The organism is Orlajensenia leifsoniae (assembly GCF_004570845.1).
Lineage (GTDB): Bacteria > Actinomycetota > Actinomycetes > Actinomycetales > Microbacteriaceae > Orlajensenia > Orlajensenia leifsoniae.
Genome location: NZ_SPQZ01000002.1, coordinates 568,943 through 595,674, shown reverse-complemented (window position 1 = coordinate 595,674; position 26,732 = coordinate 568,943). Strand labels below are relative to the sequence as shown.

The window sequence follows — 26,732 nt, the reverse complement described above, 5'->3', positions numbered from 1 at the left end:
CTAGACCGAGCGGAACGCGACGACGGCGTTGTGGCCGCCGAAGCCGAACGAGTTGCTGATCGCCAGCAGGTCTCCGGTTCCGAGGTCGCGCGGGGTCGTCACGACGTCGAGCGGGATCTCGGGGTCCTGCTCGGTGAGGTTGATCGTCGGCGGCGCGACACGCTCGGCGAGAGCCTTCACCGTGAAGATCGCCTCGATGGCGCCGGCGCCGCCCAACAGGTGGCCGGTCGAGGCCTTGGTCGCCGAGACGGGGATTCCGTCGAGCGCGTCACCGAACACGCGCCGCAGAGCGTTGTACTCGGCGATGTCGCCGACGGGGGTGCTGGTGGCGTGGGCGTTGATGTGCGAGACGTCGCCGATGGAGGCATCCGCTCCCGAGATCGAGGCCAGCATGGCCCGGGCCGCGGCAGAGCCCTCGGGGTCGGGAGCCGTGATGTGGTAGGCGTCGCTGGTGACGGATCCGCCGACGAGCTCGGCGTAGATACGTGCGCCACGAGCCTTGGCGTGCTCCTCGGTCTCGACGACGAGGGCTGCCGCACCCTCACCGAGGACGAAGCCGTCGCGAGTGACGTCGTAGGGGCGGGAGGCCGTCGCCGGATCGTCGTTGCGCTTCGACAGCGCCTGCATGGAGGCGAAGGCCGCGATGGGCAGCGGGTGGATCGCCGCTTCGGAACCACCGGCGATCACGACGTCGGCGAGGCCGGCCTGCAGGTGGTTGTAGGCGTTGACGAGGGCCTCGGTGCTGGAGGCGCAGGCGGAGACGACGGTGTGGATGCCGGCGCGAGCATGCAGGTCCATGCCGATGGCCGCTCCGGGGCCGTTCGGCATGAGCATGGGAACGGTCATGGGCAGCACGCGACGGGGACCGCGCTCGCGCAGGGTGTCCCAGGCGTCGAGGAGAGTCCAGACGCCGCCGATGCCGGTCGACCAGTCGACCATGAGACGCTCGGGCTCGACCTCGGGGGAGCCGGCGTCGGCCCAGGCCTCGCGCCCGGCGATGAGGGCGAACTGGCTCGAGGGGTCGAGGCGCTTGGTCTCGTGACGCTCGAGCACGTCTGCGGTCTTGACGGCGGACTGTGCGGCGAAGGTGACGGGCAGCGCGAGCTCTTCGACCCACGGCTGCAGGAGGGCGCTGGCGCCCGACATCCCGGCGAGCAGGTTCGACCAGCTGTCGGTCGCGTTTCCGCCGAGGGGGGACGTTGCACCGATTCCGGTGACGACGATCTTCTTGGTCATAACGGTTGAACTCTCCGGGAGGATCTTTCCAGGCGCGCGACGCGGGAGTGCGCACGCGGGCCGAGGTGGCGGGCCGGACTCACCAGAGGTGGTCCGGCCCGTCCGCGACGAACGTGACTAGTCCTGGGCCTTCACGATGAAGGAGACGGCGTCGCCGACGGTCTTGAGGTTCTTGACCTCTTCGTCGGGGATCTTCACGTCGAACTTCTCTTCAGCGTTGACGACGATCGTCATCATCGAGATGGAGTCGATGTCCAGGTCGTCGGTGAACGACTTGTCCAGCTCAACCGTGTCGGTTGCGATGCCGGTCTCGTCGTTGATGAGTTCGGCCAGGCCGGCGAGAACTTCTTCGGTGGACAATGCCATTGTTATCTCCTTGGGGGGTTTCGTTTGACCGTCACTCAGTTTAGGGGTGACGGCGAGTGGGTCAGGGAAGGACGACGACCTGCGCGCCGAACACGAGTCCGGCGCCGAAGCCGATCTGCAGCGCCAGTGTGCCGCTCAGCTCGGGGTGGCCCTGCAGCAGGCGGTGGGTGGCGAGGGGGATCGAGGCGGCCGACGTGTTGCCGGTCGATTCGATGTCGCGCGCGATGACGACGGACTCCGGGAGCTTGAGCTGCTTCGCGAACTCGTTCACGATGCGCATGTTGGCCTGGTGCGGGATGAAGGCCGACAGGTCGTCCACGGTGATGCCGGCGGCGTCGATCGCTTCCTTCGCCACCTTGGCCATCTCCCACACGGCCCAACGGAACACGGTCTGGCCCTCTTGGCGAAGCGTGGGCCACTCGGCCTTGCCGTCGCGGAAGTCGGTGAGGGTCCCGTTCATGCCGACGGCATCCGCCTTCGATCCATCGGAGCCCCACACCGTGGCGGAGATGCCGGGAGCGTCGCTCGGGCCGATCACGACGGCGCCTGCTCCATCGCCCAACAGGAACGAGATCGAGCGGTCGGTGGGGTCGACGACGTCGGAGAGCTTCTCGGCGCCGATGACCAGCGCGTAGTGGCCGGCACCGGCGCGGATGAGGGCGTCGGCCTGGGCGATCGCGTAGGTGTAGCCGGCGCAGGCGGCGTTCAGGTCGTAGGCGGCCGCGGGGTTGGCGCCCACGTTGTCGGCGACGACGGCGGCCATCGACGGCGTCTGCTGCACGTTGCTGATCGTGGCGATGAGCACGAGGTCGATCTTGGACGCCTCGACTCCCGACTTGGCGATGGCCTCCCGGGCAGCGGCGGTCGCGAGATCGGTTGCCGACACCCCGGCCGAGGCCCTGGTGCGCGTGACGATGCCCGTGCGCTGCTGGATCCACTCGTCGGAGGAGTCGATCGGGCCGACCAGGTCGTCGTTCGGCACGATGAGGTCACCGCGTGCGGCGCCGATCGAGTAGATGCGGGTGAAGGCCGGGCCTGTGGCCTGCGTGAGGGTGGGGACTGTCATGGTCTCTCTCGTGTCAGGCGTTCTGCTCGATGAGCGCGACGGCGGCGTCGAGGTCGTCCGGGGTCTTGATGCCCACGCTGGGGATGCCCTTCAGGCCGCGACGGGCGAGCCCGATGAGCGCGCCGGCCGGAGCGAGTTCGATGATTCCGGTGACTCCCGCAGCAGCGAGAGACTCCATGGTGAGGTCCCAGCGTACGGGGGACGCCACCTGGGTCACGAGGAGCTCGAGGTATTTCGCGCCCGACTCGACCCGTGAACCGTCGTTGTTCGTCCAGATCGGAAGGGTGGGGTCGGAGGTCGCGTAGCCGTCGACGGCACCGGCGAGCCACGTGCGCGCCGACTCCATGTAACGGGTGTGGAATGCGCCGGCGACCTGCAGCGGGATGACGCGCGCACCTGCCGGCGGCTCGTCCGCGAGCCGGGCGAGGGAGTCCGCCGCGCCGGCGACGACGATCTGGCCGCCACCGTTGTAGTTGGCCGCCTGAAGCCCCAGCGACTCGGCCTTCGCCACGACATCGGCGGCGTCGCCTCCGAGAACCGCGCTCATCGAGGTGGGCATCGCGGCGGCGGCCTGAGCCATCGCCACGGCACGCTCGCTCACGAACTGCATGGCGTCGGAGGTGCTCAGGATGCCGGCGGCGGCGGCGGCGGTGATCTCGCCGACCGAGTGCCCGGCCACGCCGCCGATGCGCTCGCGCCCGGCGGCTTTCACCAGGGAGGAGAAGGCGACGAGGCCGGCAGCGACGATGAGGGGCTGGGCGACGGCCGTGTCGCGGATGGTGTCGGCGTCTGAGGTGGTGCCGTGCGCGGCCAGATCGAGGCCCGCCGCTTCCGAGTACTCGGCGATGAGTGAGGCGTTCTCGGGCACCTCGAGCCAGGGTGCGAGGAAACCGGGGGTTTGCGAGCCCTGTCCAGGGCAGACGACGACGATCACCTGTACAGTCTGCCAACCGCTGGGCGCTGCGCGATGTCGAGGTTCACCAAGGATTCCGCCGATCGTTTGTTCGTGGCGCACATGGTGGCGCCGACTCAGCCGCGGCGGTCAGGGTCGCTGATGGCTCCGAGCACGAGGGCCGCCTGCAGGATGAGCGCCTCACGCGAGCCCGTGGCGTCCCAGCCGATGACTTCGGAGACGCGCTTGAGGCGGTAGCGCACCGTGTTCGGGTGCACGAAGAGTTCGCGGGCGGTCGCCTCGAGGGAACGACCGTTGTCGAGGTAGCTCCACAGGGTGTTGAGCAGTTCGGTCGAGTGCGCGCTGAGCGGCCGGTAGATGCGGTGGATGAGCGTGGCCCGCGCGAGCGGATCCCCGGCGAGGGCTCGCTCGGGAAGCAGGTCGTCGGCCTGCACGGGGCGCGGCGCATTGCGCCACGCGCGAGCCACGGCGAACCCGGCCAGGGCGGCCTTGGCGCTCTTGGAGGCGTCGACGAGGTTCGGCACCTCGTGACCGAGCACCAGGTGCCCGTCGCCGAAGTGCGGCTCCAGTGCCTTCGCGATGTCCATGAATCCGAGTGACGCTGCCGGCTCGGAGTCCTCTCCGTCGCGCGCCTCGGGGCGGGCGCGCCCGATCACGAGGACGAGACGGCCACCCTGCACTCCGATGAGCACATCGGCTGCCATGTGGCGTGCTGCACGACGCAGCACGTCGACGTCCAGCATCCGGGGCGTGGTCCCGACGAGAACGGCGACGGCACCGTGTCCGTGCCAGCCGAGGGCGGCGATTCGGCTCGGCAGCTCGTCGTCGTACTCGCCCGACAGGATCGAATCGACGACGAGGGCCTCGAGCCTGGCGTCCCAGAGCCCGCGAGCCTCGGCTGCACGGGCGTAGACGTCGGCTGCCGCGAAGGCGATCTCGCGCGAGTAGAGCAGGATCGCCTCGCGGAGGTCGACGCTGCCGTCCTTGACGCGGTGCTCGACGACCTCGACGACCACCCTGATGAGCTGCAGCGTCTGCTGGAGGCTCACCGAACGGAGCAGCTCACGGGGAGCTGCTCCGAACACGTCCGCCGCGATCCACGGGATCGACTTCGGGTCGTCGTACCAGGAGATGAACGAGGTGATGCCGGCCTGCGCCACCAGGCCCACCGCGGACCGCCGCCCCGGCGGCATGTCGCCGTACCAGGGCAGCGTGTCCTCGAGGCGCTTGATGGTCGCAGTGGAGAGCTCGCCTGAGATCGTGCGGAGCCAGGCGAGCGTCTCCTTCTTGGTGCGCGGCGTCGTGGGCACTGTCGCTGTTAGCTCTCGCCCCCGGCATTGCCGGTGGTTCCAGCGTTCACGTCGTGCAGCTTGTACTTCTCGATGGCCTGGGCCGGGAGGCTGCGGTCGACCTCACCGCGCGAGGCGAGGAGCTCGAGAGCGCGCACCACGACCGACGGGCCGTCGATCTTGAAGAAGCGACGGGCGGCGGCGCGGGTGTCCGAGAATCCGAAGTCGTCGGCACCGAGCGTGGCGTACTGCCCGGGCACGAACTGGCGGATCTGGTCGGGGACGGCGTGCGAGAAGTCCGTCACGGCGACGAACGGGCCCTGGGCTCCGGCCAGCTTCTGCCAGACGTACGGCGACTGCGGAGCGGCATCCGGGTTCAGGAAGTTGTGCGACTCGGCGGCGAGACCGTCACGTCGCAGCTCCGACCAGCTCGTGACGCTCCAGACGTCGGCGGAGACGCCCCAGTCCTCGGCGAGCAGCTTCTGGGCCTCGAGCGCCCAGGGCACGGAGACACCGGAGGCGAGCAGCTGCGTCTTCGGGCCGGCGACAGTGCCGTCAGCCAGCTTGTAGATGCCGCGCACGACGCCTTCGACGTCGAGGTTCTCCGGCTCGGCGGGCTGTACGTACGGCTCGTTGTAGACCGTCAGGTAGTACATCACGTTCGGGTCGGTGTGCTCTCCGCCGTACATGCGCTCGAGGCCGGAGCGCACGATGTGCCCGATCTCGTAGCCGTAGGCGGCGTCGTACGCGACGACGGCCGGGTTCGTGGCGCTGAGCACCAACGAGTGGCCGTCGGCGTGCTGGAGGCCCTCACCCGTGAGCGTCGTACGACCGGCGGTGGCGCCGATCATGAAGCCGCGGGCCATCTGGTCACCGGCGGCCCAGATGGCGTCACCGGTGCGCTGGAAGCCGAACATCGAGTAGAAGACGTACACGGGGATGAGGGGTTCGCCCTGCGTCGCATACGAGGTTCCGATGTTCGTGAAGGCGGCGAGGGCACCGGCCTCGTTGATGCCGACGTGCAGGATCTGTCCCTGCGGGCTCTCCTTGTAGGCCAGGAGCAGCTCGCGGTCGACCGAGGTGTAGTGCTGGCCGTTGGGGTTGTAGATCTTCGCGTTCGGGAAGAACGCGTCCATGCCGAAGGTGCGGGCCTCGTCGGGGATGATCGGCACGATGCGGTGGCCGAAGTCCTTGGAACGGATGAGGTCCTTGAGCAGGCGCACGAAGGCCATCGTCGTGGCGATCTCCTGCGTGCCGGAGCCCTTCTTGGCGATGGCGTACGCCGAGTCGTCAGGCAGCGAGAGCGCCGTGTGCTTCGTGCGACGCTCGGGGACGTAGCCGCCGAGGGCGCGACGACGCTCCTGCAGGTACTGGATCGCCTCGTCCTGCTCGCCCGGGTGGTAGTAGGGCGGGAGGTAGGGGTTCTCCTCGAGCTGCGCATCCGTGATCGGGATGTGCATGGCGTCGCGGAAGTCCTTGAGGTTCTCCAGCGTCATCTTCTTCATCTGGTGGGTCGCGTTGCGGCCCTCGAACGACGGTCCGAGGCCGTAGCCCTTGATCGTCTTCGCGAGGATGACCGTGGGCTGGCCCTTGTGCTCGCTGGCGGCCTTGAAGGCGGCGTAGATCTTCTTGTAGTCGTGGCCGCCGCGCTTGAGGCCCCAGATCTGGTCGTCGGTGAGGTCCTTGACGAGCTCGAGGGCACGGGGGTCGCGACCGAAGAAGTTCTCGCGCACGTAGGCGCCGTCCTCGGTCTTGTAGGTCTGGTAGTCGCCGTCGGGGGTGACGTTCATGAGGGTGCGGAGGGCACCGTCGTCGTCGCGGGCGAGCAGGTCGTCCCACTCGCGGCCCCAGACGACCTTGATGACGTTCCAGCCGGCACCGCGGAAGAAGCTCTCGAGCTCCTGGATGATCTTGCCGTTGCCGCGCACGGGGCCGTCGAGTCGCTGCAGGTTGCAGTTGATGACGAAGTTGAGGTTGTCGAGACCGTCGTTCGCCGCGAGCTGGAGGGCTCCGCGGCTCTCGACCTCGTCCATCTCGCCGTCGCCGAGGAACGCCCACACCTGCTGGTCGCTGGCGTCCTTGATGCCGCGGTTGGTCAGGTACTTGTTCGCCTGGGCCTGATATATGGCGTTGATCGGGCCGAGGCCCATCGACACCGTCGGGAACTGCCAGAACTCGGGCATGAGACGCGGATGCGGGTACGACGAGAGACCGTGGGGTGCCTGCGACTTCTCCTGGCGGAATCCGTCGAGCTGGTTCGCCGACAGGCGACCCTCGAGGAACGCGCGGCCGTAGATGCCGGGGGAGGCGTGGCCCTGCACGAAGATCTGGTCGCCGCCGCCGGGGTGGTCCTGGCCGCGGAAGAAGTGGTTGAAGCCGACCTCGTAGAGCGACGCGGCTCCGGCGTAGGTCGAGATGTGGCCGCCGACACCGATGCCGGGGCGCTGCGCGCGGTGCACGAGCACGGCCGCGTTCCAGCGCATCCAGGCGCGGTAGCGGCGTTCGACCTCTTCGTCACCGGGGAAGGTCGGCTCGTTCTCGGGAGCGATGGTGTTGAGGTAGTCCGTCGTCGGCACCATCGGAACACCGAGGTGCAGCTCCTTCGAGCGGCGCAGCAGGCTGAGGATGATCTCCCGAGCACGGCCGTGGCCCTCAGCGGCGACGAGGGCGTCGAGGGACTCTGTCCACTCGGCGGTTTCCTCCGGGTCTGAATCCACATTCGTCACGGAATACGGATCCTGGTCGTTGACAGTCACACTCGACCTCTCATTTGGGGGCAGATCATGCCGCTGGGACGTGTCGTCAAACGCGCGGTCGGATTGCGTCCGCACAACTCGCCATCCTATTGATTCTATTTCTCCTCCGTGGCGCATCCGAACCACCGGCTATCGTTGCGATGGTCCGCCCGGGCCGTCCTCCGGGCTCCCGCTCGACGCTGGTCGGGCCGACGAGACGGAGATCGCTCATGGGTGTGCAAGTCGGTGATGAGGCCCCGCCGTTCACTCTGGTCAACCAGTACGGGGCGGATGTCTCCCTCGAGTCCTTCCGTGGACGCCGGGCCGTGGCCCTCGTGTTCTTCCCGCTCGCGTTCTCACGCACCTGCTCGGGGGAGCTGTGCGAGCTCCGCGACAACCTGGCGCTCTTCGCCGCGGAAGACGTGGAACTGCTCGGCATCTCGGTGGACTCGAAGCACACCCTGCGGGCGTGGGCGGAGGCCGAGGGCTTCGGCTTCGACCTGCTCACCGACTTCTGGCCGCACGGTGACGTGGCGTCGTCGTACGGGGTGTTCCTTCCCGAGCGGGGCTACGCGGGACGCGCGACGTTCCTCATCGACGTCGATGGCGTCGTGCGCGCCCGCTTCGAGAGCGAGCCGGGGGAGCCGCGGCCGCTGTCCGCCTACCGCGACGCCCTGGCCACGCTCCGCCGCTGAGCGGCATCCGTCGTCGCGTCACTCAACCGATGAGGCTGACCGCGCGGGCGATGACGAGCGCGAGGATGATGAAGCCGCCGAACGCCTCCAGGCCCATGAGCATCTTCGCCCGGGGCGAGAGCGGCATCGTGTCCGTCGGGCTGAACGCCATCGAGTTCGACATCGAGAAGTACAGGTAGTCGACGAAGGCCGGCGTCCAGTCGATCGCACGAGACGAGCGGCGGGCGACCTCGTCGACGGCGTCGTGGTCCTCGTCCTGAGGGAAGCGGAAGTCGGCGACCGGCAGGTCCTTGCGAGCGGCCATCGTGCGCATGACGGGTCCGCCGCGATCGATCTCCCAGTACAGCAGGGCGAAGCCGATCACATTGGTGACCCAGACCTGCAGGGCCGACTGCAGCAGCTTCGGTCCCTCGTCCGTCCCTCCGACCAGCAGGAAGATCAGGAACACGAGAGTGACCTGGTTCGACAGGACGACGACGCACGCGAGAACGACCGACACCGTCCGGGACCAGGGCGTCTCGTTGTCGAGGTGATGGGGATTGATGACGATGAGCGGGATGAGCAGCACGATCCCGATGCCCACCACGACGAAACGCTGCACCTGCAGCAGGTCGTTCGGGATGAGGGCGTAGATGAGCAGGGCGAACACCAACGCCGCCACAGCCGGCCAGCGGTGCTCGGAACGTGCGGTTCGACTCGGATGGCGGTCCATGGCGGTGAGTCTAGGCGCGCTCCGGTATCATCGAACGCAGCCTCGCGCGTCGAGGGCCTTTAGCTCAGTTGGTAGAGCGCCACGTTTACACCGTGGATGTCATCGGTTCGAGCCCGGTAGGGCCCACTCCCTCCTCACCCGGTCGACGCCGTCGGCATGGCTGACTAGGTGCATCCGATAGCCTCCGAAGATCGTGACGAACAGTTCAGGCTCCGTCGAGCACAGCTCCGGTCTCCGTGGGGTCGTTCCGATCGTCATCGCAGCGCTCCTGTGGGGAACCACCGGAACCGCGGCGCATTTCCTGCCCGGCGACGTCAGCCCGCTGGCCACGGGTGCTGCGACCATGTTCATCGGCGGCGTGCTGCTGTTCGCCGTCTCGTCGCGGGGAGCCGTGGCAGCCCTCCGGGATCGACGCAGCCTCGTCTGGCTGCTGGTCGGGTCGCTCGGCGTCTTCGCCTATCCGCTGGCCTTCTACTCCTCGATGCACCTGGCGGGCGTCGCCATCGGCACCGTCGTGTCCCTCGGCGCTGCCCCGGTCTTCGCCGCCATCCTCGAGTTCCTCGTCGACCGACGCCGGGTGTCGCTGCGGTGGGCTCTCGCGACGGCGGTGGCCGTGCTGGGTGTCGTGCTGCTGGCGACGGGAGGATCGGCGGGAACCGAGGCCGCGGCATCCGTCTGGGGGGTGCTGCTGGGGCTCGTGGCAGCGTTCAGCTATGCGCTCTACACCTTCGCGAGCGAGCGGGCGATCGGTGCCGGACATTCGTCGCGCTCTGTGATGGGCGCGTTGTTCGGCGTCGGCGCCGTGCTGCTGGCGCCCGTGCTGATCGTGACGGGCGCTCCGCTCCTGCAGAGCTGGTCGAGCGTCGCCATCACGGGGTACCTCGCCCTCGGGCCGATGTTCGTGGCCTACCTGCTGTTCGGCGCAGGGCTGCGCTGGGTGCGCAGCAGCACCGCCACAGTGATCACCCTCATCGAGCCCGCTGTCGCGACGGTTCTGGCCGTGGTGATCGTGGGAGAGCGCTTCGACCTGTTCGGCTGGCTCGGCCTGGCGCTCGTCGCGGTCGGCATCCTCATCCTCGTGCTGCCCCGGCGCGGCCCGACGGCCCTGGACGCGCCGCGACTCTGAGTGCCCGACGATAGGGTTGATGCGTGCCGACCTCCCTCTCCGATGTGCTCCAGGTAGTGCAGGAACTCTGGCCTGTCGAGAACGCGGAATCGTGGGACGCCCCGGGTCTCGTGACGGGTGATCCGTCGGCTCCGATCGAACGGATGCTGCTCGCGGTCGACGCCGTCGGCCTCACCGTCGACGAGGCCATCGCCACCGAGAGCGACCTGCTGCTCGTGCACCACCCGCTGTTGCTGCGCGGCGTGACGAGCATCGCCGAGGATCGATACAAGGGCTCGCTTCTGACTCGACTGATCCGAGCGGACTGCGCCCTGCTCGCGGCGCACACGAACGCCGACATCGTCGATCGGGGCACCAGTGCCGTGCTGGCGGATGCCCTCGGACTCGTCGACGTCTATCCCATCGTTCCCGGAGCAGCACCTGACACCGGACTCGGCCGCGTCGGTCGTCTCGTGACGCCGACGACGCTCGGCCGGCTGGCGCGCGCTCTGGCGGAGATCCTGCCGGCCACGGCGTCGGGCATCCGAGTGTCCGGCGACTACGACACCCGGGTCGAGACCGTCGCGGTCTGCGGGGGAGCCGGAGACTCGCTGCTCGGGCACCCCGAGGTCACCGCCGCCGACGTCTACATCACGGCGGACCTGCGTCATCACCCGGCGTCCGAGTCGCGCGAGCAGGCAGTGCTCGCCGGCCGCGGCCCGGCGCTCATCGACGTCTCGCATTGGGCCAGCGAATGGCTCTGGCTCGACGCCGCCGCGGACCAACTCCGCTCAGCACTTCCGGAGCTCGAGGTGACGGTGAGCGACCTGCGCACCGACCCCTGGGACTTCGTCATCGTCCAGTAATGCATCACCAGAGGAGAACCACGTGAAGGCCACCCCCACGGAGCAGAAGGAACTGCTGCGACTGCAGGCCATCGACACCCGGGTGCAGCAGTTGACCCACCTGCTGGCGAACCTGCCCGAGGACAAGACGCTGGCGGCTCTCGCGTCGAAGTCCGAGGACGTGCGCCGCCGCCTCATCGGCGCCGTCGGCGAACTCGACGACGCCAAGCTCGAGCTCACCCGTCTCGAATCCGACGTGGCCGTGGTCGAGGCCCGCATCGCCCGAGACAACGAGCGCGTGCAGCACACGGCATCCGTCAAGGACATCCAGGCGCTCGAGTCGGAACTCCTCGCGCTGCGCAAGCGTCAGGGCGATCTCGAGGAGATCGAGCTGAACGTCATGGAGCGCGTGGAGGACAAGGAGGCCGTCGTCGCCGAGATCGAGAGCGAGCGCGCCGTGCTCGCCGATGAGGCCAGCGTGACCACCCAGGAGCGCGATCGCAGCAAGGCCGCTCACGAGGGCACGCGTGCCGAGCTGGCGCGCGACCGCGAGGCCGTGTCGGCCGGGATTCCCGAAGACCTGCGCGAGCTCTACGAGAAGCGCCGCACCCTGAACGGCGGCGTCGGGGCCGCCCTCATGCAGGCTCGCACCTGCATGGGCTGCAACATGTCACTCACCGGATCCGACCTCGAGACGGTGCGCACGGCGCCGACGGACGAGGTGCTGTTCTGCCCGGACTGCGGGCGCATCCTGGTGCGCACGGAGGAATCGGGCATCTAGCCACCGCGCTGTAGGCTTGCTCCTCGAGTGGGTCGGCAAGACGACCGCGTCATCCGTTCTGCGGGTGCCGAGGAACGTCCGGGCTCCGCAGAGCAGGGCGGTGGGTAACACCCACCCGGGGTGACCCGCGAGACAGTGCCACAGAGAACAGACCGCCACGGGCCTCGGCCCGCGGTAAGGGTGAAACGGTGGGGTAAGAGCCCACCAGCGGCCGTGGTGACACGGTCGGCTCGGTAAACCTCGCCCGGAGCAAGGTCAGACAGGGAACGATGGGGCTGCTCGTCCCGTTCCCGGGTAGGCCGCTTGAGGGCTGCGGCAACGCAGCTCCTAGAGAGATGGTCGTCCAGCCGGAGTCGCGCAAGCGCCCGGTGAACAGAACCCGGCGTATCAGCCGGCCCACTCACTCTCTCGCTTCGCTCGTTCGCGAGTGGGCCGGCTGATGAACTGTGCATATTGGCGCCGCTTCGCGGCGCGGGCGGCCCACTCACTCTCTCGCTTCGCTCGGGCGAGGCGTCGGGCGCTATTCACTCGCCGCGACGGGCTCCTCGTCGGGCACGAACCTGTAGCCCATGCCCGACTCCGTCAGCAGGTAGCGCGGATGCGCCGGATCCGGCTCGAGCTTCTTGCGCAGCTGGGAGACGTAGAGCCTCAGGTAGCCGGTGTCGTTCGTGTACTGCGGACCCCACACCTCGGTGAGGAGGGTCGTGCGGGTGACGAGTCGCCGCGGGTTGCGCACGAGCACCTCGAGCATCTTCCACTCCGTCGGGGTGAGCCGCACGATGGCGGGCTCGGCCGATGGATCGGCATCCGTCGCCCGCAGAACCTGATGCGCGGCGAGGTCGACCGTGATGTCGCCGAAGCGCACGACAGGTTCGTCGCTCTGCGCCGGAGTGCGACGGGTGAGCGCCCGGATGCGCGCCAGCAGTTCGTCGATCGCGAACGGCTTGGTCACGTAGTCGTCTGCACCCGCGTCGAGGGCGTCGACCTTGTCCGCGGAGTCGGCCCGGCCCGACACCACGAGGATCGGCACGGTGGTCCATCCGCGCACGGCGAGGATGACGTCGATGCCCGTGAGGTGCGGCATGCCGAGGTCGAGCACGATGAGGTCGGGATGCTGCGCCGCGGCCTCGCTGATCGCCTGACGTCCGTCGTGGGCGACGACCACCTCGTAGCCGTGGGCCGTCAGCGTGATGCCCAACGCCCGCAGGATCTGCGGGTCGTCGTCGGCGATGAGGATCTTCACTCAGGCTTCCTTCGTCAGGGGAGGAGCCGTGAGCTCCGAATCGGGGCGGGAATCGCCGGCGGCTGCCGCCAGGCTGATCACCATGGTCAATCCTCCACCGGGAGTGGTCTCGGCTTCGAGCGTGCCGCCCATGCCCTCGACGAAACCCCTCGCGATCGCGAGGCCCAGGCCGATGCCCGAGAGGTTGTCGGTGTCGCCGAGGCGCTGGAACGCGACGAAGGCGTCGTCGCGACGCTCCTCGGGGATGCCGGGCCCGCGATCGATGATGCGTAGCTGCACGAGGCCCCCGAAGGTGCTCACGGCGATCAGCGGGGGAGTCTCCTCTGGGGCGAAGCGCAGCGCATTCGTCACGATGTTCACGATCGCGCGCTGCAGGAGGACGGCATCCGCTCGCACGGCCGGAACGTCGTCGGCGAGGTCGAGTTCCACGGCTCCCGGTGGCAGCTGCAGCTCGTCGATCACCAGCGGCAGCACGTCGTCGATGTCGACGTCGTCGAGGGTCACCGCCAGCACACCGGCCTGCACGCGGCTCACGTCGAGCAGATTGGTGACGAGGGCCGCCAGGGCGTGCAGCGACACCTCGGCCGTGTCGAGCAGGGCGGCGCGGTCATCGTCATCCAGACGGATGCCGGCCGAACGCAGGCTCGTCACTGCAGCAGTGGCCGAGGCGAGCGGTCGTCGCAGGTCGTGCCCGACGGCGGCGAGCAGAGCAGTGCGCACCCTGTCGGCAGCGGCCAGGGGTCCGATCTCCTCGGCTGTGGCGGCCAGCCGGGAGTGCTCGAGGCCTGCCGCGATCTGCACGATGATGACCCCGAGAAGCCGGCGGTCCGCAGCATCGAGATCGCGTCCGGTCAGTTCCAGCACGACATCGTCGGCCACGGGCAGCGAGGTCACCTGCGCCGGATGCGCCGAGCCGCGGGAAGCAGCCTCGGTGACAGCCGTGCCGTCGCCGTCCCCATCGGCGTACAGCACCGCGCCACCGTCGAGCAGGCGCACGCCCGTGAGGCCGAAGGCCTCCCGAGTGCGCGAGACGAGCGCGTGCAGGGCGTCGTCGCCACGCAGCACGCTGCCGGCGACGGTGGCGAGCAGCTCCGCCTCGCTGGCCTTGCGTCGCGAGAGCAGGCTGAGCTTGGCGGACTGGTCGACGACGTAGCTCACGAGCGCCGCCACGATCATGAACAGGCCGAGCGCGAGCAGGTGCAGCGGATCGCTGATGGTGATGTGATGCAGCGGTGCCACGAGGAAGAAGTCGAGGCTGAGGCCTGAGAGCACGGCCGCGAACATCGCCGGCCAGAAGCCTCCGATGAGCGCCACCACGACGACGAGCAACTGGTAGCTCAGCACGTCGCTCGCCATCGACGCATCGCTGTGGTTGGCCGACAGCAGGAGGGTGAGCAGCGGGCCGACGACCAGTGCGACGACGAAGCCCCACACCCGGCGTCGACGCGTGAGACCGCCGGTCAGTCTGGGGAGGGCGAATCGGCCGCCGGCCTGGGCGTGCGACACGATGTGCACGTCGATGTCGCCCGACTCGCGGATGACGGTCTGGCCGATGCCCGGTCCGCTGAGCAGCGCCGCGAGACGGCTGCGTCTGCTGACGCCGATCACCAGCTGAGTGGCATCCGACGCGCGGGCGAAATCGACCAGTGTGCGCGGAACGTCGTCGCCGACGACCTGGTGGTACGAGCCACCCAACTGTTCGACCAGTGCTCGTTGCCTGGCCAGCGAGCCCGGATGCGACTCGCGCAGTCCGTCCTGGCTCATCACGTGCACCGCGAGGAGTGAGCCCCCGGCCGAGCGGGCGGCGATCCTGGCACCGCGTCGAAGCAGAGTCTCGCCCTCGGGTCCGCCGGTGAGTGCGACCACGACCCGTTCGCGCGCCTCCCACTTGGCATCGATGCCCTGCTCGGCCCGATACCGCTTCAGGGAGCTGTCCACCTCGTCGGCGAGCCAGAGCAGGGCGAGTTCGCGCAGGGCCGTGAGGTTGCCCAGCCTGAAGTAGTTGGAGAGCGCGGCATCGATGCGTGTGGCCGGGTAGACCTGGCCTTCCGAGAGCCTGTCCCGGAGCGCCTGCGGGGCGAGGTCGACGACCTCGATCTGGTCGGCACCCCTCAGGACGGCATCCGGAATCGTCTCCCGCTGCACCACGCCCGTGATCTGCTGCACGACGTCGTTGAGTGAGGCGATGTGCTGGATGTTGACGGTGGAGTAGACGTTGATGCCAGCGTCGAGCAGCTCGTGCACGTCCTGCCAGCGCTTCTCGTTGCGGGAGCCCGGCGCATTCGTGTGCGCGAGTTCGTCGACGAGCGCGAACTCGGGGTGACGCGCGAGCACGGCATCGAGATCCATCTCGTCGAGCGTGACGCCCCTGTGCTCGATGGTGGTGCGCGGCTGCACCTCGAAGCCCTCCAGGATGGCCGCCGTCGCCGCGCGACCGTGCGTCTCGACGACGGCGACCAGCACGTCCCTGCCGGAGGCGACGAGCCGATGGCCCTCCTCGAGCATCGCGTACGTCTTGCCGACGCCCGGCGCAGCACCGAGGAGGACCCTCAACCGACCGCGAGTCACTGGTTACCCGAATCCATCTCTGCCAGGGCGATGTTCAACTGCAGCACGTTCACCGTCGGTTCGCCGAGATAGCCGAGGTCGCGTCCCTGAATCATAGACTCGACCAGCCCTGACACCTCGGCGACCGGTAGGTCGCGGGCCTGGGCGACCCGCTCCACCTGGAGGCGCGCGTAGGCGGGGCTGATGTGCGGATCGAGCCCCGAACCGGATGCCGTCACGGCATCCGCCGGGATGTCGGCGAGTGCGGCACCGTCGGTCTTCTCGATCGCCGACTGACGATCGCCGACCGCAGCCACGAGGTCGTCGCTGTTCGGTCCGAGGTTGCTGCCGCTCGAGGCTGCGGCATCCCAGCCGTCGCCTGCGGCAGACGGCCGGGACTGGAACCATTCGGGCTGGGCTCTGCCGTCGGCATCCGTGAAGCCCTGGCCGATCAGGCTCGAGCCGACGACCTTCCCATCGATCCGCACGAGCGAGCCGTTCGCCTGGGCAGGCGCGGCGACCTGGCCGACGACCGTGATGACGAGGGGGTAGAGCACTCCCAGAAGGAGCGTGAGCACGAGCATCGCGCGGATCGCGACCCAGTACTGGCGGGAGGTTCCGCGGAGGGGAGACATGAGATGGAGTCCTTCGAGAGTCAGAAGCCGGGGAGGAGGCTCACGACGATGTCGATGAGCTTGATGCCGATGAACGGTGCGATGACTCCGCCGAGTCCGTAGATCAGCAGGTTGCGACCGAGGATCCCCGAGGCGGATGCCGCCCGGTAGCGCACACCGCGCAGGGCGAGCGGGATCAGGATCACGATGATGATCGCGTTGAAGATCACGGCGGAGAGGATGGCGGAGCCGGGGGAGTGCAACTGCATGAGGTTGAGCGCTTCGAGCCCGGGGTAGGCCCCGGCGAACATCGCCGGGATGATGGCGAAGTACTTCGCCACGTCGTTCGCGATCGAGAAGGTCGTGAGCGAGCCGCGGGTGATGAGCAGCTGCTTGCCGATGCGCACGATGTCGATGAGCTTGGTCGGATCGGAGTCGAGGTCGACCATGTTGCCGGCCTCCTTCGCCGCCGAGGTACCCGTGTTCATCGCGACGCCCACATCGGCCTGGGCGAGCGCCGGGGCGTCGTTCGTGCCGTCCCCCGTCATCGCGACCAGGTTGCCTCCCTCCTGCTCGCGGCGGATGAGCGCCATCTTGTCCTCGGGCGTCGCTTCGGCCAGGTAGTCGTCCACACCGGCTTCTGCGGCGATGGCCTTCGCGGTCAGCGGGTTGTCGCCCGTGATCATGACCGTGCGGATGCCCATCCGACGCAGGTCGGCGAAACGCTCGACGAGCCCGGTCTTCACGACGTCCTTCAGGTGGATGACGCCCAGGATTCGTGCGTCGCCTGACGCGCTTCGGGTGGCGACCACGAGTGGCGTTCCGCCGTCCTCGGAGACTCGGGTCACGATCTGGTCGAGTTCTGCGATGGTCCCGGATGCCACGGGCCCGGCCGAGCGCACCCACTCGACGGCCATCGACGCGGCCCCCTTGCGCACCATGGAGCCGTCAGCGTAGTCGACGCCGCTCATGCGGGTCTGGGCCGTGAACGGCACCACCTCGCCGGGACGCTCCATGGAACCGGATGCCGTGTCCTCTCCGTGCCCCTGCCTGTCGGCCAGGTCGACGACGGACTTGCCCTCGGGTGTCGGGTCGCTGAGCGACGACGCCCGTGCGGCGATCGCCAGCTCCGCAGCGCCGACGCCCGTCAGGGGGAGGAACTCCGACGCCTGACGATTGCCGTAGGTGATCGTTCCGGTCTTGTCGAGGAGGAGAGTGGTGACGTCTCCGGCCGCCTCGACGGCACGACCCGACATCGCCAGCACATTGTGCTGCACGAGGCGGTCCATGCCGGCGATGCCGATGGCCGAGAGAAGAGCGCCGATGGTGGTCGGGATGAGGCAGACGAGCAGGGCGATGAGCACCACGACGCTGGGGGCGGCGTCCGAATAGCCCGCGATGGGGCCGATCGTGAGCACGACCACCAGGAAGACGATCGAGAGCGTCGCCAGCAGGATGTTGAGGGCGATCTCGTTGGGCGTCTTCTGACGTGAGGCGCCCTCGACCAGGCGGATCATCCGGTCGACGAAGGTCTCGCCCGGCTTCGAGGTGATGCGCACGACGATGCGGTCGGAGAGCACGCGTGTTCCTCCGGTCACCGCACTTCGGTCACCGCCCGACTCGCGGACGACCGGTGCCGACTCGCCCGTGATGGCCGACTCGTCGACCGAGGCGATGCCCCACACGATGTCGCCGTCACCCGGGATCAGCTCGCCGGCCACGACCACGACGGTGTCGCCGAGATGCAGGTCGGCGGATGCCGTCTCCTCGACGATCGCGTGCTCGGCTGAGGCATCCGTCACCGCGTCGTACGCGACCACCCTCTGGGCCGCAGTCGTGGTCCTCGTGGCGCGCAGACTCTGCGCCTGGGCCTTGCCACGGCCCTCGGCCACGGACTCGGCGAGGTTGGCGAAGATCACGGTCAGCCACAGCCAGATCGCGATGCCGATGGTGAAGGACGGCGCCATCTCGGTGCCGCCGGATTCGCGCAAGGCCGGTGCGAAGGGCTCCACCACGGCGAGCACCGTAGTGATGGCCGCCCCGACCTCGACGATGAACATGACGGGGTTGCGCCACATCGATCGGGGATCGAGTTTGCGCAGGGCTCCGGGGAGGGCCGTGACGAGCTGCTTCGGGGAGAATGCCCCTCCGCCGGTCTTCGTCGTCGACGGGTGAGACGACGGCGCCGACGAAGGTGTCGGTGTCGGTTCGGTGATGGTGGACATGATCAGTTCAGCCCTTCAGCCAGGGGACCCAGCGCGAGAACGGGGAAGTAGGTGAGTGCCGACACGATGAGGACTGTGCCGAAGAGAAGGCCGATGAACAGGGGCTTGTGCGTCGGCAGCGTGCCCGCGGTCACGGGGACTCTGTCCTGGGCGGCGAGAGAGCCGGCCAGGGCGAGCACGAACAGGATCGGAAGGAAGCGCCCGAGGAACATCGCCACGGCGAGCGCGGTGTTGAACCACGGTGTGTTCGCGGTCAACCCGGCGAAGGCCGAACCGTTGTTGTTAGCCGCGGAGGTGAACGCGTAGAGCACCTCGGAGAAGCCGTGCAGTCCCGAGTTCCAGATGGATGTGCCCTCGACATCGTCGCGCACCGCGGGGATGGCGAAGCTCAGGGCCGTGCCGACGAGCACCAGGGTCGGCGTGACGAGGATGTAGAGGCTCGCGAGCTTGATCTCTCGGGTGCCGATCTTCTTGCCGAGGTACTCGGGAGTGCGACCGACCATGAGGCCGGCGATGAAGACGGCGATGATCGCGATGACCAGGATGCCGTACAGGCCGGCGCCGACACCGCCGGGGGCGACCTCGCCGAGCATCATGTTGATCATCGCCATGCCACCACCGAGGGCGGTGTACGAGTCGTGCATCGAGTTGACGGCACCGGTGGACGTCAGCGTGCTCGTCGTGCCGAAGATCGTCGACCCGACGATGCCGAACCGTTGCTCCTTGCCTTCCATAGAACCCCCGGCGAGGCTCGTGGCCGAGCCCGAGCCGGCGAGTTCGAAGGCGGTCATGGCCGCGACGGAGACGATGAAGAAGGCCACCATCGTCGCGAGGATCGCGTAGCCCTGGCGGTTGTCGCCGACCATCCGTCCGAAGGTGCGGGGGAGCGCGAAGGGGATGACGAGCATCAGGAAGATCTCCACCAGGTTCGTCCACCCGGTCGGGTTCTCGAACGGGTGGGCCGAGTTCACGTTGAAGAAGCCGCCGCCGTTCGTTCCCAGGAGCTTGATGGCCTCCTGCGAGGCAGCGGGGCCGCCTGGGATGGCCTGCGTGCCTCCAGCGATGGTGGAGGCATCCGTGTAGTCGGAGAAGTTCTGGATGACACCGCCGACGACCAGAACGACCGCGAAGACCGCGGCGAGCGGGAGCAGGATGCGGATCGTCCCACGGAACAGGTCGACCCAGAAGTTGCCGATGGTCGGGCTGGATCGGCGTGCGAAACCGCGCACGAGGGCGATCGCGACGGCGATTCCGACGGCCGCCGAGACGAAGTTCTGCACGGCGAGGCCCAGCATCTGCACGGTGTAGCCGACGGTGAGCTCAGGGGAGTACGACTGCCAGTTGGTGTTGGTGACGAAGGAGATCGCGGTGTTGAACGAGAGGTTCTCGGGCACCGCGGGAAGGCCGAGCGCGTACGGCAGGTATTCCTGCAGACGCTGCACCGCGTACACCAGAACGATGCCGACCGCTGAGAACGCGATGACGCTGCGGAAGTAGCTGGGCCAGGACTGGTCGGAGTCGCTCTTCACGCCGATGACCCTGTAGAGGCCGCGTTCGACCGCGAGGTCCTTCCTCGTCGTGAAGACCGTCGCCATGTAGTCGCCGAGAGGACGATAGACGATGCCGAGCAGCAGGGCGAGCGTGGCGAGCTGCAGGATGAGCAGCAGGAGCGGCGGCATCTAGAAGCGCTCCGGTCGGAGCAGGGCCACCAGGAGGTAGGCGACGGCAGCGAGGGCGAGAACGCCGGCGAGGATGTCGACGACGATCACAGCCGTTCCACCCCGCGAGCGATGAGGGTCACGAGCGCGACGAGCGCGACGATCCCCCCGATGAAGACGATGTCGAGCACGAGGATCTCTTCCGATGAAGACGGTGCGCACGGGATGCCGTGCGCAGTGGCTCGTCGGCCACGTGCTTCATCGAACTCTTCTCAGAGCGGGCGGATGCCGGTCCTCACGGCTTCCTCACGGTGAGGGCCGGAACGCTCACGAGTTCCTCACTTCGCGGGCGCTGCCCCGACGCCGAGGTCGACGGCGAGCGCCGCAGCACCGAGGATTCCCGCGTTGTTCCGGTGCACTGCCGGGACGATCTTCGTGTTCAGCTCGAGGAAGGGGAGGAACTCCTCGTAGTTCTTCGAGACGCCGCCGCCGACCACGAACAGGTCGGGGGTGAAGAGCATCTCGAGGTGGCTGTAGTACTTCTGAAGGCGCTTGGCCCAGTGCTTCCAGTCGAGCTCCTCGCGTTCCATGGCGGAGTACGCGGCCTTGCTCTCGGCATCGTGGCCGTTCAGCTCGAGGTGGCCGAGCTCGGTGTTGGGGACGAGAACACCGTCGTTGATGAGGGCGCTGCCGATACCGGTGCCGAGCGTGGTGAGCAGGACGACGCCCGGAACGTCCTTGGCGGCACCGAAGCGCGCCTCCGCATAGCCGGCGGCATCCGCATCGTTGACGAAATGGATGTCTCGGCCGAGTTGCTCCTCGAACAGCTTCTCGGCCTCGAGGCCGATCCACTTCTTCGACACGTTCGCGGCCGACATGGTGCGCCCGTTCTTCACCACAGCGGGGAAGCAGACTCCGATGGCGAGGCCGTCGGCGTGCTTCTCGAGCTTGGCGAGCAACTCCGTGGCGGTCGCGACGATGTCTTCGGGCTCTCCTCCCTTCGGAGTGGAGAGCTTGATGCGGTCCGTCACCAGTTCACCGGTCGAGAGATCGACCACTGCTCCCTTGATGCCGGTGCCGCCGATGTCGATCCCGATCGCGTGCTGCGCTGCCATGACAGCAGACTATCGGGACGCCCGGTCGTAAGATCGCACTATGGCCTCAGACCTCGAGCACAAGTACTGGTACAACATGAAGACCGGCGCCGTCGAGCACGGTTTCGAGTCGGCTTCGGCAGATCGTGTCGGCCCGTTCGACACCCATGCCGAGGCAGAGCACGCGCTGGAGAAGTTGCGTGAGAACAGCGCCAAGTGGGCGGAAGAGGACGCGGCCGACAACCGCTGACCCCGGTCTCACTCGTAGCTGTGCTCCGGCGCCGGGTACACGCCCGACTCGACGTCGGCCCGGTACTGGGTGACGGCGTCGAAGAGCACCGTCCGCACGTCGGCGTACTGCCGCACGAACTTGGGCACCCTGCCGTCGCTCATCCCCGCGAAGTCGGTCCAGACGAGCAGTTGGCCGTCGACATCGGGCCCGGCGCCGACGCCGATGGTCGGGATCGACAGCTGCTCGGTGACCTTCGCGGCGATCGTCGCCGGCACCATCTCGAGCACGACGGCGAAGGCCCCGGCATCCTGAACCGCATGCGCGTCCTCGAGAAGCTGCTTCGCCCCGCTGCCACGACCCTGGATGATGTGTCCACCCAGTCCGTGCTCGCTCTGCGGCGTGAAACCGATGTGCGCCATGACCGGGATGCCGGCGCCGACGATGCGCCGGATCTGCTTGTAGCTGCGCACGCCGCCCTCGAGCTTCACGGCGTGGGCACCGGTCTCCTTCATGAAGCGCACCGCTGTGTGCAGTGCCTCGTCGGGACCGGTCTCGTAGGAGCCGAACGGCATGTCCGCGACGACGAGGGCGCGACTGGCGGCGTGCGCGACGGCGCGGGTCAGCGGGATCAGCTCGTCGACCGTCACCGGGAGCGTGGTGTCGTAGCCGAAGACGTTGTTGCCCGCGCTGTCGCCCACGAGCAGGAAGTCGATTCCCGCCTGGTCGAAGATGCGAGCGGTGAGCTGGTCGTAACTGGTCAATCCCGTGATCGGGATGCCGTTCGCCTTGGCGTTCTGGAAGTGCCTGGTGCGCACTCTCCGCGGTCCCGTCGTGGTTCCGCCGCCGTAGGGATTGGTCTCCTCGGAAGGCTGCTCTGGCATGTCATCGAGTCTAACGACGTCAACTCGCACCGTTGGTCGATAGTCTGAGGACGTCTAGGAAAGGGCACGGATGGATAAGCAGCGCGACTTCGTTCTTCGCACCATCGAGGAGCGGGGAGTCAAGTTCATCCGTTTGTGGTTCACCGACGTCGTCGGCACCCTCAAGTCGGTCGCCATCGCTCCAGCCGAGGTGGAGGGTGCCTTCGCCGAGGGCCTCGGATTCGACGGCTCGGCCATCGAGGGCCTCACCCGCACCTTCGAGTCGGACTTGTTGGCGCATCCCGACCCCACGACGTTCCAGATCCTGCCGTGGCGCGGCGACGTCGACCCGACCGCGCGCATGTTCTGCGACATCACGACGCCAGACGGACTGCCCGCCGTCGCTGACCCGCGCAACGTGCTCAAGCGCACCCTCGCGAAGGCGGCCGACCGCGGCTTCACCTTCTACACCCACCCTGAGATCGAGTTCTACCTGCTGAAGTCGTCGAAGTACGGCGAGAACGGGCCGGAGCCCGTCGACAGCGCCGGATACTTCGACAACGTCCCGGGCGGCACCGCCCACGACTTCCGTCGCCGCTCCGTGCGCATGCTCGAAGACCTGGGCATCTCGGTGGAGTTCAGTCACCACGAGGCAGGCCCCGGCCAGAACGAGATCGACCTGCGGTACGCAGACGCCCTCACGACGGCCGACAACGTCATGACGTTCCGCACCGTCATCAAGGAGGTGGCCATCGAGCAGGGCGTCTACGCGACGTTCATGCCGAAGCCGTTCTCCGACAAGCCCGGCTCCGGCATGCACACGCACATGTCGCTGTTCGAGGGCGATGCGAACGCCTTCTACGAGGCCGGAGCTCAGTACCAGCTCTCCAAGACCGGTCGTCATTTCATCGCGGGCCTCCTGCGTCACGCGCCCGAGATCACCGCCGTCACGAACCAGTTCGTGAACTCCTACAAGCGCCTCTGGGGCGGGGGAGAGGCTCCGAGCTTCGTCTGCTGGGGCCACAACAACCGGTCCGCGCTCATTCGGGTGCCGCTCTACAAGCCCAACAAGGGTCAGAGCGCCCGCGTCGAATACCGTGCCATCGATTCCGCGGCGAACCCGTATCTGGCGTACTCGCTCATCCTCGCCGCCGGACTGAAGGGCATCGAGGAGGGCTACGAGCTTCCGCCCGAGGCCGAGGACAACGTGTGGGGCCTCTCCGACACCGAGCGTCGGGCTCTCGGCTATAACGCCCTGCCCGCCAGCCTCGACCACGCCGTGTCGCTGATGGAGGACTCGGAACTCGTCGCCGAGACCCTGGGCGAGCAGGTGTTCAACTACGTCCTGCGCAACAAGCGCGAGGAGTGGGCGGCCTATCGCACCCAGGTCACGCCATACGAGCTGCGCACCAATCTCGAGATCCTCTGACCTGTTGACGGATGTCGGAACAGCGCTTCACCCTCACTGAACTCGCGCGCGTCGGTTTCTCCGACCTGAGCTCCGCGGCGGACGACCTCGCGGAGCTCGGGCGGGCGACAGGCGTCGACGCCCGTGAGCTCCTGCCGGTGTTCGCGCGCGCGGCGTCGCCTGACGCGGCACTCGGCGGCGGGCTGGCTCTCACGCGGCAGGCTCCGGATGCCGTCCGCGGCGTGCTTCAGCGTGCCGACGCCGCCGGCCGCCTGGTGGGGCTCCTCGGTGCGTCGACCGGCTTCCGTGAGTTCTTCCTGCGCCGCCCCGAGGAGCTCGTATCCTTCGCGTCGGAGCTACGGACCCTGCCGACAGCCGGAGAGCTGCGCGACGACCTCGTGCGCGTCGCCACAGACGGCGCCGTCGCCGATTCCGCAGGCGACGAGGCGGCGTGGGCACGGTTGCGCATCCGCTACCGCAGCTGGCTCGCCCGCATCGCCTCCTTCGACCTCGAGCAGCCCGACCCCGTCGCCGGCATCGACGCCGTGGCGTCCTGCCTCTCGGACCTCGCATCGGCAGCTCTGGAGGCCTCGCTCGCCGTCGCCCGCATCGCCGTGTCACGCTCAGCCGACACCGTCGCAGCTCCGGGCACGTTCCCCGCCGCCGAGGTCGACGCCACCCTGCTCACGATCATGGGCATGGGGAAGGCCGGTGCGTCCGAGCTCAACTACCTGAGCGACGTCGACGTGATCTTCGTCGCTGCTGCAACCGAGGCATCCGACCTCGAGACCGGACGTGCCGTCGACATCGCCACCCGTCTCGCGATGCTCACCATCCGGGGCATCGACGGCATCGGCAACGAGCCCGGCCTCTGGGAGGTCGACCCGAACCTGCGGCCGGAGGGCAAGGACGGCGCCCTCGTGCGCTCACTCGAATCGCACCTCGCCTACTACGAGCGCTGGGCGAAGAACTGGGAGTTCCAGGCGCTGCTGAAGGCGCGCCCGCTGGCCGGTGACGTGGGCCTGGGTGAGCGCTACCTCGCCGGCATCGCCCCCAAGGTCTGGACCAGCGCCTCTCGCGAGGGCTTCGTGGCCTCGGTGCAGGCGATGCGCCAGCGGGTCACCGACAACATCCCCGACGATGAGGTGGACCTGCAGCTCAAGCTCGGGCCCGGCGGCCTGCGCGACATCGAGTTCACCGTTCAGCTGCTGCAGCTCGTGCACGGCCAGGACGATCCGTCGGTGCGCGCGGCCGGAACCCTTCCCGCCCTCGAGGCCCTCGCCGAGGGCGGCTACATCGGGCGGGTCGAGAGCGCCGAGTTCGCCCGCGACTACAGGATGCTGCGCCTCATGGAGCACCGCATCCAGCTCCGGCAGCTCACCCGTACCCACCTCATGCCGCGCGATCCTGACGACAGACGCGCGATCGCTCGTGCCACAGGTCTCGCCAACAGCGCCGAGGCCCTCACCACGCTGTGGGCGGAGCTCAAACATCGCGTTCGGGGCCTGCATGAGCGTCTGTTCTACAGGCCGCTGCTCTCAGCCGTCGCCGCCATGCCGGCCGATGGACGTGCGTTGACGAGCGCCCAGGCCGAGGCCCGTCTCGCGGCCATCGGATTCCGCGATCCCCACGGTGCCCTCGCCCACATCGCCGCCCTCACCGCAGGGGTCTCACGACGCTCGACCATCCAGAGACACCTCGTTCCCGTGATGCTGCAGTGGTTCTCCGAGGGCGCCGATCCCGACTACGGCCTGCTGGCCTTCCGGCGTCTCAGCGACAGCCTCGGCTCCACGTACTGGTACCTGCGCATGCTCCGCGACTCGTCGGGAGCCGCCCAGCGTCTTACCCGCGTCCTCTCCAGCTCGCGTTTCGTGGGAGAGCTGCTCGACCGCATCCCCGAGTCGGTCGCCTGGCTCGAAGATCTCGAGGAGCTGCGCCCCCGCCCGCGCGCCGCTCTGCAGGAGGAGACCGCCGCCATCCTGGCGAGGCACGGTTCGTCCGATACCGCGGCCGGCGTCCTCCGCTCGATGCGGCGTCGTGAAGTGCTGCGGGTGGCATTCGCCTCCATCCTCGACGTCTGCACGGTCGAGGAACTCGGCTGGGCGTTGGCCGACATCACGGCCAACCACATCGCGGGCATCCTCGCGGCGGCCCGCGGCACCGACGACGACGGCATCGAGTTCGCGATCATCGCCATGGGCCGCTTCGGCGGGCGGGAGCTCGGGTTCGGCTCCGACGCCGATGTCCTCTACGTGCACCGTGCGACCTCCGCGGAGCCCGAGATGGCCCAGCGGCGCGCCCAACACCTCGTGGCCGAGGTGAAGCGTCTCACCGAGGAGGCCATCCTCCCGCTCGACCTCGACGTCGATCTGCGGCCCGAGGGCAAGAACGGGCCGATCACCCGCTCCCTCGAGTCGTATCGCGCGTACTACGCGCGCTGGTCGCTCACCTGGGAGGCGCAGGCCCTCCTGCGTGCCCGGGCCATCGCCGGCGACGAGTCGTTGCAACGCGACTTCGAGGAGATGGCCGCGCCGGTGCGATACCCGATCGAGCTCAGCGAGCTCGACATCCGCGAGGTCCGCCGCATCAAGGCTCGTGTCGAGAACGAGCGTCTGCCGCAGGGCGCAGACCCCACCCGTCATCTCAAGCTCGGACGAGGCTCGCTCAGCGATGTCGAGTGGCTGGTGCAGCTGCTTCAGCTGCAGCACGCGCACGCCACCCCCGCGCTGCGCACCCCGTCCACCCTCGAGGCCCTGACCCGGGCGACGGAGGCCGGCCTCATCGGCGAGACGGATGCGGATACCCTGCGCGCGGCTTGGATCTTCGCGTCGCGCGCCCGCTCGGCCATGACCCTCTGGCTGAACAAGACTGCGGACGTGCTTCCCAGCGACCGCGTCCAGCTCGATGGCGTCGCCCGCATCCTCGCGTACCCGCCAGGGTCCTCTGCGCAGCTCGAGCAGGACTACCTGGCCGCCACGCGTCGTGCCCGCACGGTGTTCGAGCGCCTGTTCTACGGCTTCGCGGAGACCGCTCCGCCCACCACGGGCTGAAACTCCGGGCATTCCACCGAAATCGAGAATGTCTCATTTCGGTACATGCTTTCGATTC

At 68.3% G+C, this 26,732-nt stretch carries 22 protein-coding genes, 1 tRNA gene and 1 other RNA gene; 9 read left to right on the top strand and 15 right to left on the bottom strand.

What is annotated here, in order from left to right; genetic code table 11:
• From E4M00_RS06850 to aceE, 6 genes are all read right to left on the bottom strand, one after another.
• Positions 1 to 1,236, bottom strand: a complete 1,236-nt coding sequence (locus tag E4M00_RS06850) for a beta-ketoacyl-[acyl-carrier-protein] synthase family protein (RefSeq protein ID WP_135119676.1) — start codon at positions 1,234 to 1,236, stop codon at positions 1 to 3.
• Positions 1,237 to 1,353: 117 nt separating this feature from the next.
• Positions 1,354 to 1,602: an acyl carrier protein gene (locus tag E4M00_RS06845; protein WP_055818711.1), complete on the bottom strand. Its 249-nt coding sequence runs from the start codon at positions 1,600 to 1,602 to the stop codon at positions 1,354 to 1,356.
• A gap of 61 nt (positions 1,603 to 1,663) precedes the next feature.
• Positions 1,664 to 2,668 carry a beta-ketoacyl-ACP synthase III gene (locus E4M00_RS06840; protein ID WP_135119675.1) on the bottom strand — a complete coding sequence of 335 codons (1,005 nt, stop codon included), beginning with the start codon at positions 2,666 to 2,668 and terminating at the stop codon, positions 1,664 to 1,666.
• Positions 2,669 to 2,681: 13 nt separating this feature from the next.
• Positions 2,682 to 3,602, bottom strand: coding sequence for an ACP S-malonyltransferase (locus tag E4M00_RS06835; protein ID WP_135119674.1), 921 nt, complete (start codon positions 3,600 to 3,602; stop codon positions 2,682 to 2,684).
• 95 nt (positions 3,603 to 3,697) lie between these two features.
• Positions 3,698 to 4,891, bottom strand: coding sequence for a PucR family transcriptional regulator (locus E4M00_RS06830; RefSeq protein ID WP_135119673.1), 1,194 nt, complete (start codon positions 4,889 to 4,891; stop codon positions 3,698 to 3,700).
• 8 nt (positions 4,892 to 4,899) lie between these two features.
• Complete coding sequence (gene aceE, locus E4M00_RS06825; RefSeq protein ID WP_135119672.1) at positions 4,900 to 7,626, bottom strand: pyruvate dehydrogenase (acetyl-transferring), homodimeric type; 2,727 nt, start codon at positions 7,624 to 7,626, stop codon at positions 4,900 to 4,902.
• 209 nt (positions 7,627 to 7,835) lie between these two features.
• On the opposite strand from aceE, the gene E4M00_RS06820 reads away from it, so the two are divergent.
• Entirely contained in the window at positions 7,836 to 8,300 is a 465-nt protein-coding gene (locus E4M00_RS06820; RefSeq protein ID WP_135119671.1) for a peroxiredoxin, read from the top strand.
• Positions 8,301 to 8,322: 22 nt separating this feature from the next.
• On the opposite strand, the gene E4M00_RS06815 is transcribed toward E4M00_RS06820, so the two are convergent.
• The gene (locus E4M00_RS06815; RefSeq protein WP_135119670.1) at positions 8,323 to 9,012 is read right to left on the bottom strand and encodes a hypothetical protein; all 690 of its coding nucleotides are present in this window, start codon (positions 9,010 to 9,012) and stop codon (positions 8,323 to 8,325) included.
• Positions 9,013 to 9,065: 53 nt separating this feature from the next.
• Here E4M00_RS06815 and E4M00_RS06810 point away from each other — a divergent pair.
• The 5 genes from E4M00_RS06810 to rnpB all read left to right on the top strand — a co-directional run bounded on the left by E4M00_RS06810 (position 9,066) and on the right by rnpB (position 12,146).
• A tRNA-Val gene (locus tag E4M00_RS06810) sits at positions 9,066 to 9,138 on the top strand.
• Positions 9,139 to 9,205: 67 nt separating this feature from the next.
• Positions 9,206 to 10,138, top strand: coding sequence for a DMT family transporter (locus E4M00_RS06805; protein ID WP_167756838.1), 933 nt, complete (start codon positions 9,206 to 9,208; stop codon positions 10,136 to 10,138).
• Positions 10,139 to 10,161: 23 nt separating this feature from the next.
• A complete protein-coding gene (locus E4M00_RS06800) occupies positions 10,162 to 10,983 on the top strand; it encodes a Nif3-like dinuclear metal center hexameric protein (protein ID WP_135119668.1) in 822 nt (273 codons plus the stop codon).
• Positions 10,984 to 11,005: 22 nt separating this feature from the next.
• A complete protein-coding gene (locus E4M00_RS06795; RefSeq protein WP_135119667.1) occupies positions 11,006 to 11,743 on the top strand; it encodes a zinc ribbon domain-containing protein in 738 nt (245 codons plus the stop codon).
• A gap of 28 nt (positions 11,744 to 11,771) precedes the next feature.
• An RNA gene (gene rnpB, locus E4M00_RS06790) (RNase P RNA component class A) lies at positions 11,772 to 12,146 on the top strand.
• Positions 12,147 to 12,263: 117 nt separating this feature from the next.
• Here the strand turns inward: rnpB and E4M00_RS06785 are convergent.
• From E4M00_RS06785 to ppgK, 7 genes are all read right to left on the bottom strand, one after another.
• Complete coding sequence (locus E4M00_RS06785; protein WP_135119666.1) at positions 12,264 to 12,986, bottom strand: response regulator; 723 nt, start codon at positions 12,984 to 12,986, stop codon at positions 12,264 to 12,266.
• Positions 12,987 to 15,554: an ATP-binding protein gene (locus tag E4M00_RS06780; protein WP_135119665.1), complete on the bottom strand. Its 2,568-nt coding sequence runs from the start codon at positions 15,552 to 15,554 to the stop codon at positions 12,987 to 12,989.
• A complete protein-coding gene (gene kdpC / locus E4M00_RS06775; RefSeq protein WP_135119664.1) occupies positions 15,551 to 16,168 on the bottom strand; it encodes a potassium-transporting ATPase subunit KdpC in 618 nt (205 codons plus the stop codon). Before kdpC ends, E4M00_RS06780 begins: the two co-directional genes overlap by 4 nt.
• 20 nt (positions 16,169 to 16,188) lie before the next feature.
• A complete protein-coding gene (kdpB, locus tag E4M00_RS06770) occupies positions 16,189 to 18,372 on the bottom strand; it encodes a potassium-transporting ATPase subunit KdpB (protein WP_135119663.1) in 2,184 nt (727 codons plus the stop codon).
• 2 nt (positions 18,373 to 18,374) lie between these two features.
• Entirely contained in the window at positions 18,375 to 20,051 is a 1,677-nt protein-coding gene (gene kdpA / locus E4M00_RS06765; protein WP_135119662.1) for a potassium-transporting ATPase subunit KdpA, read from the bottom strand.
• Positions 20,052 to 20,141 (bottom strand): K(+)-transporting ATPase subunit F, encoded by a 90-nt coding sequence (gene kdpF / locus E4M00_RS06760; protein WP_135119661.1) that lies wholly within the window; start codon positions 20,139 to 20,141, stop codon positions 20,052 to 20,054.
• 227 nt (positions 20,142 to 20,368) lie between these two features.
• Positions 20,369 to 21,145, bottom strand: a complete 777-nt coding sequence (ppgK, locus tag E4M00_RS06755) for a polyphosphate--glucose phosphotransferase (protein WP_135119660.1) — start codon at positions 21,143 to 21,145, stop codon at positions 20,369 to 20,371.
• Positions 21,146 to 21,185: 40 nt separating this feature from the next.
• On the opposite strand from ppgK, the gene E4M00_RS06750 reads away from it, so the two are divergent.
• Positions 21,186 to 21,374 (top strand): hypothetical protein, encoded by a 189-nt coding sequence (locus tag E4M00_RS06750; RefSeq protein WP_056162653.1) that lies wholly within the window; start codon positions 21,186 to 21,188, stop codon positions 21,372 to 21,374.
• Positions 21,375 to 21,382: 8 nt separating this feature from the next.
• Here the strand turns inward: E4M00_RS06750 and panB are convergent, their stop codons facing one another.
• Positions 21,383 to 22,237 carry a 3-methyl-2-oxobutanoate hydroxymethyltransferase gene (gene panB / locus E4M00_RS06745; protein WP_135119659.1) on the bottom strand — a complete coding sequence of 285 codons (855 nt, stop codon included), beginning with the start codon at positions 22,235 to 22,237 and terminating at the stop codon, positions 21,383 to 21,385.
• A 70-nt stretch (positions 22,238 to 22,307) separates the two neighbouring features.
• Here panB and E4M00_RS06740 point away from each other — a divergent pair, with 70 nt between their 5' ends.
• Together E4M00_RS06740 and E4M00_RS06735 are read left to right on the top strand one after the other, a co-directional pair.
• On the top strand, positions 22,308 to 23,645 hold the full coding sequence (locus tag E4M00_RS06740; RefSeq protein WP_135119658.1) for a glutamine synthetase family protein: 1,338 nt from the start codon (positions 22,308 to 22,310) through the stop codon (positions 23,643 to 23,645).
• Between the two features lie 11 nt (positions 23,646 to 23,656).
• On the top strand, positions 23,657 to 26,674 hold the full coding sequence (locus E4M00_RS06735; RefSeq protein WP_135119657.1) for a bifunctional [glutamine synthetase] adenylyltransferase/[glutamine synthetase]-adenylyl-L-tyrosine phosphorylase: 3,018 nt from the start codon (positions 23,657 to 23,659) through the stop codon (positions 26,672 to 26,674).
• The last annotated feature ends 58 nt before the right edge of the window (positions 26,675 to 26,732 follow it).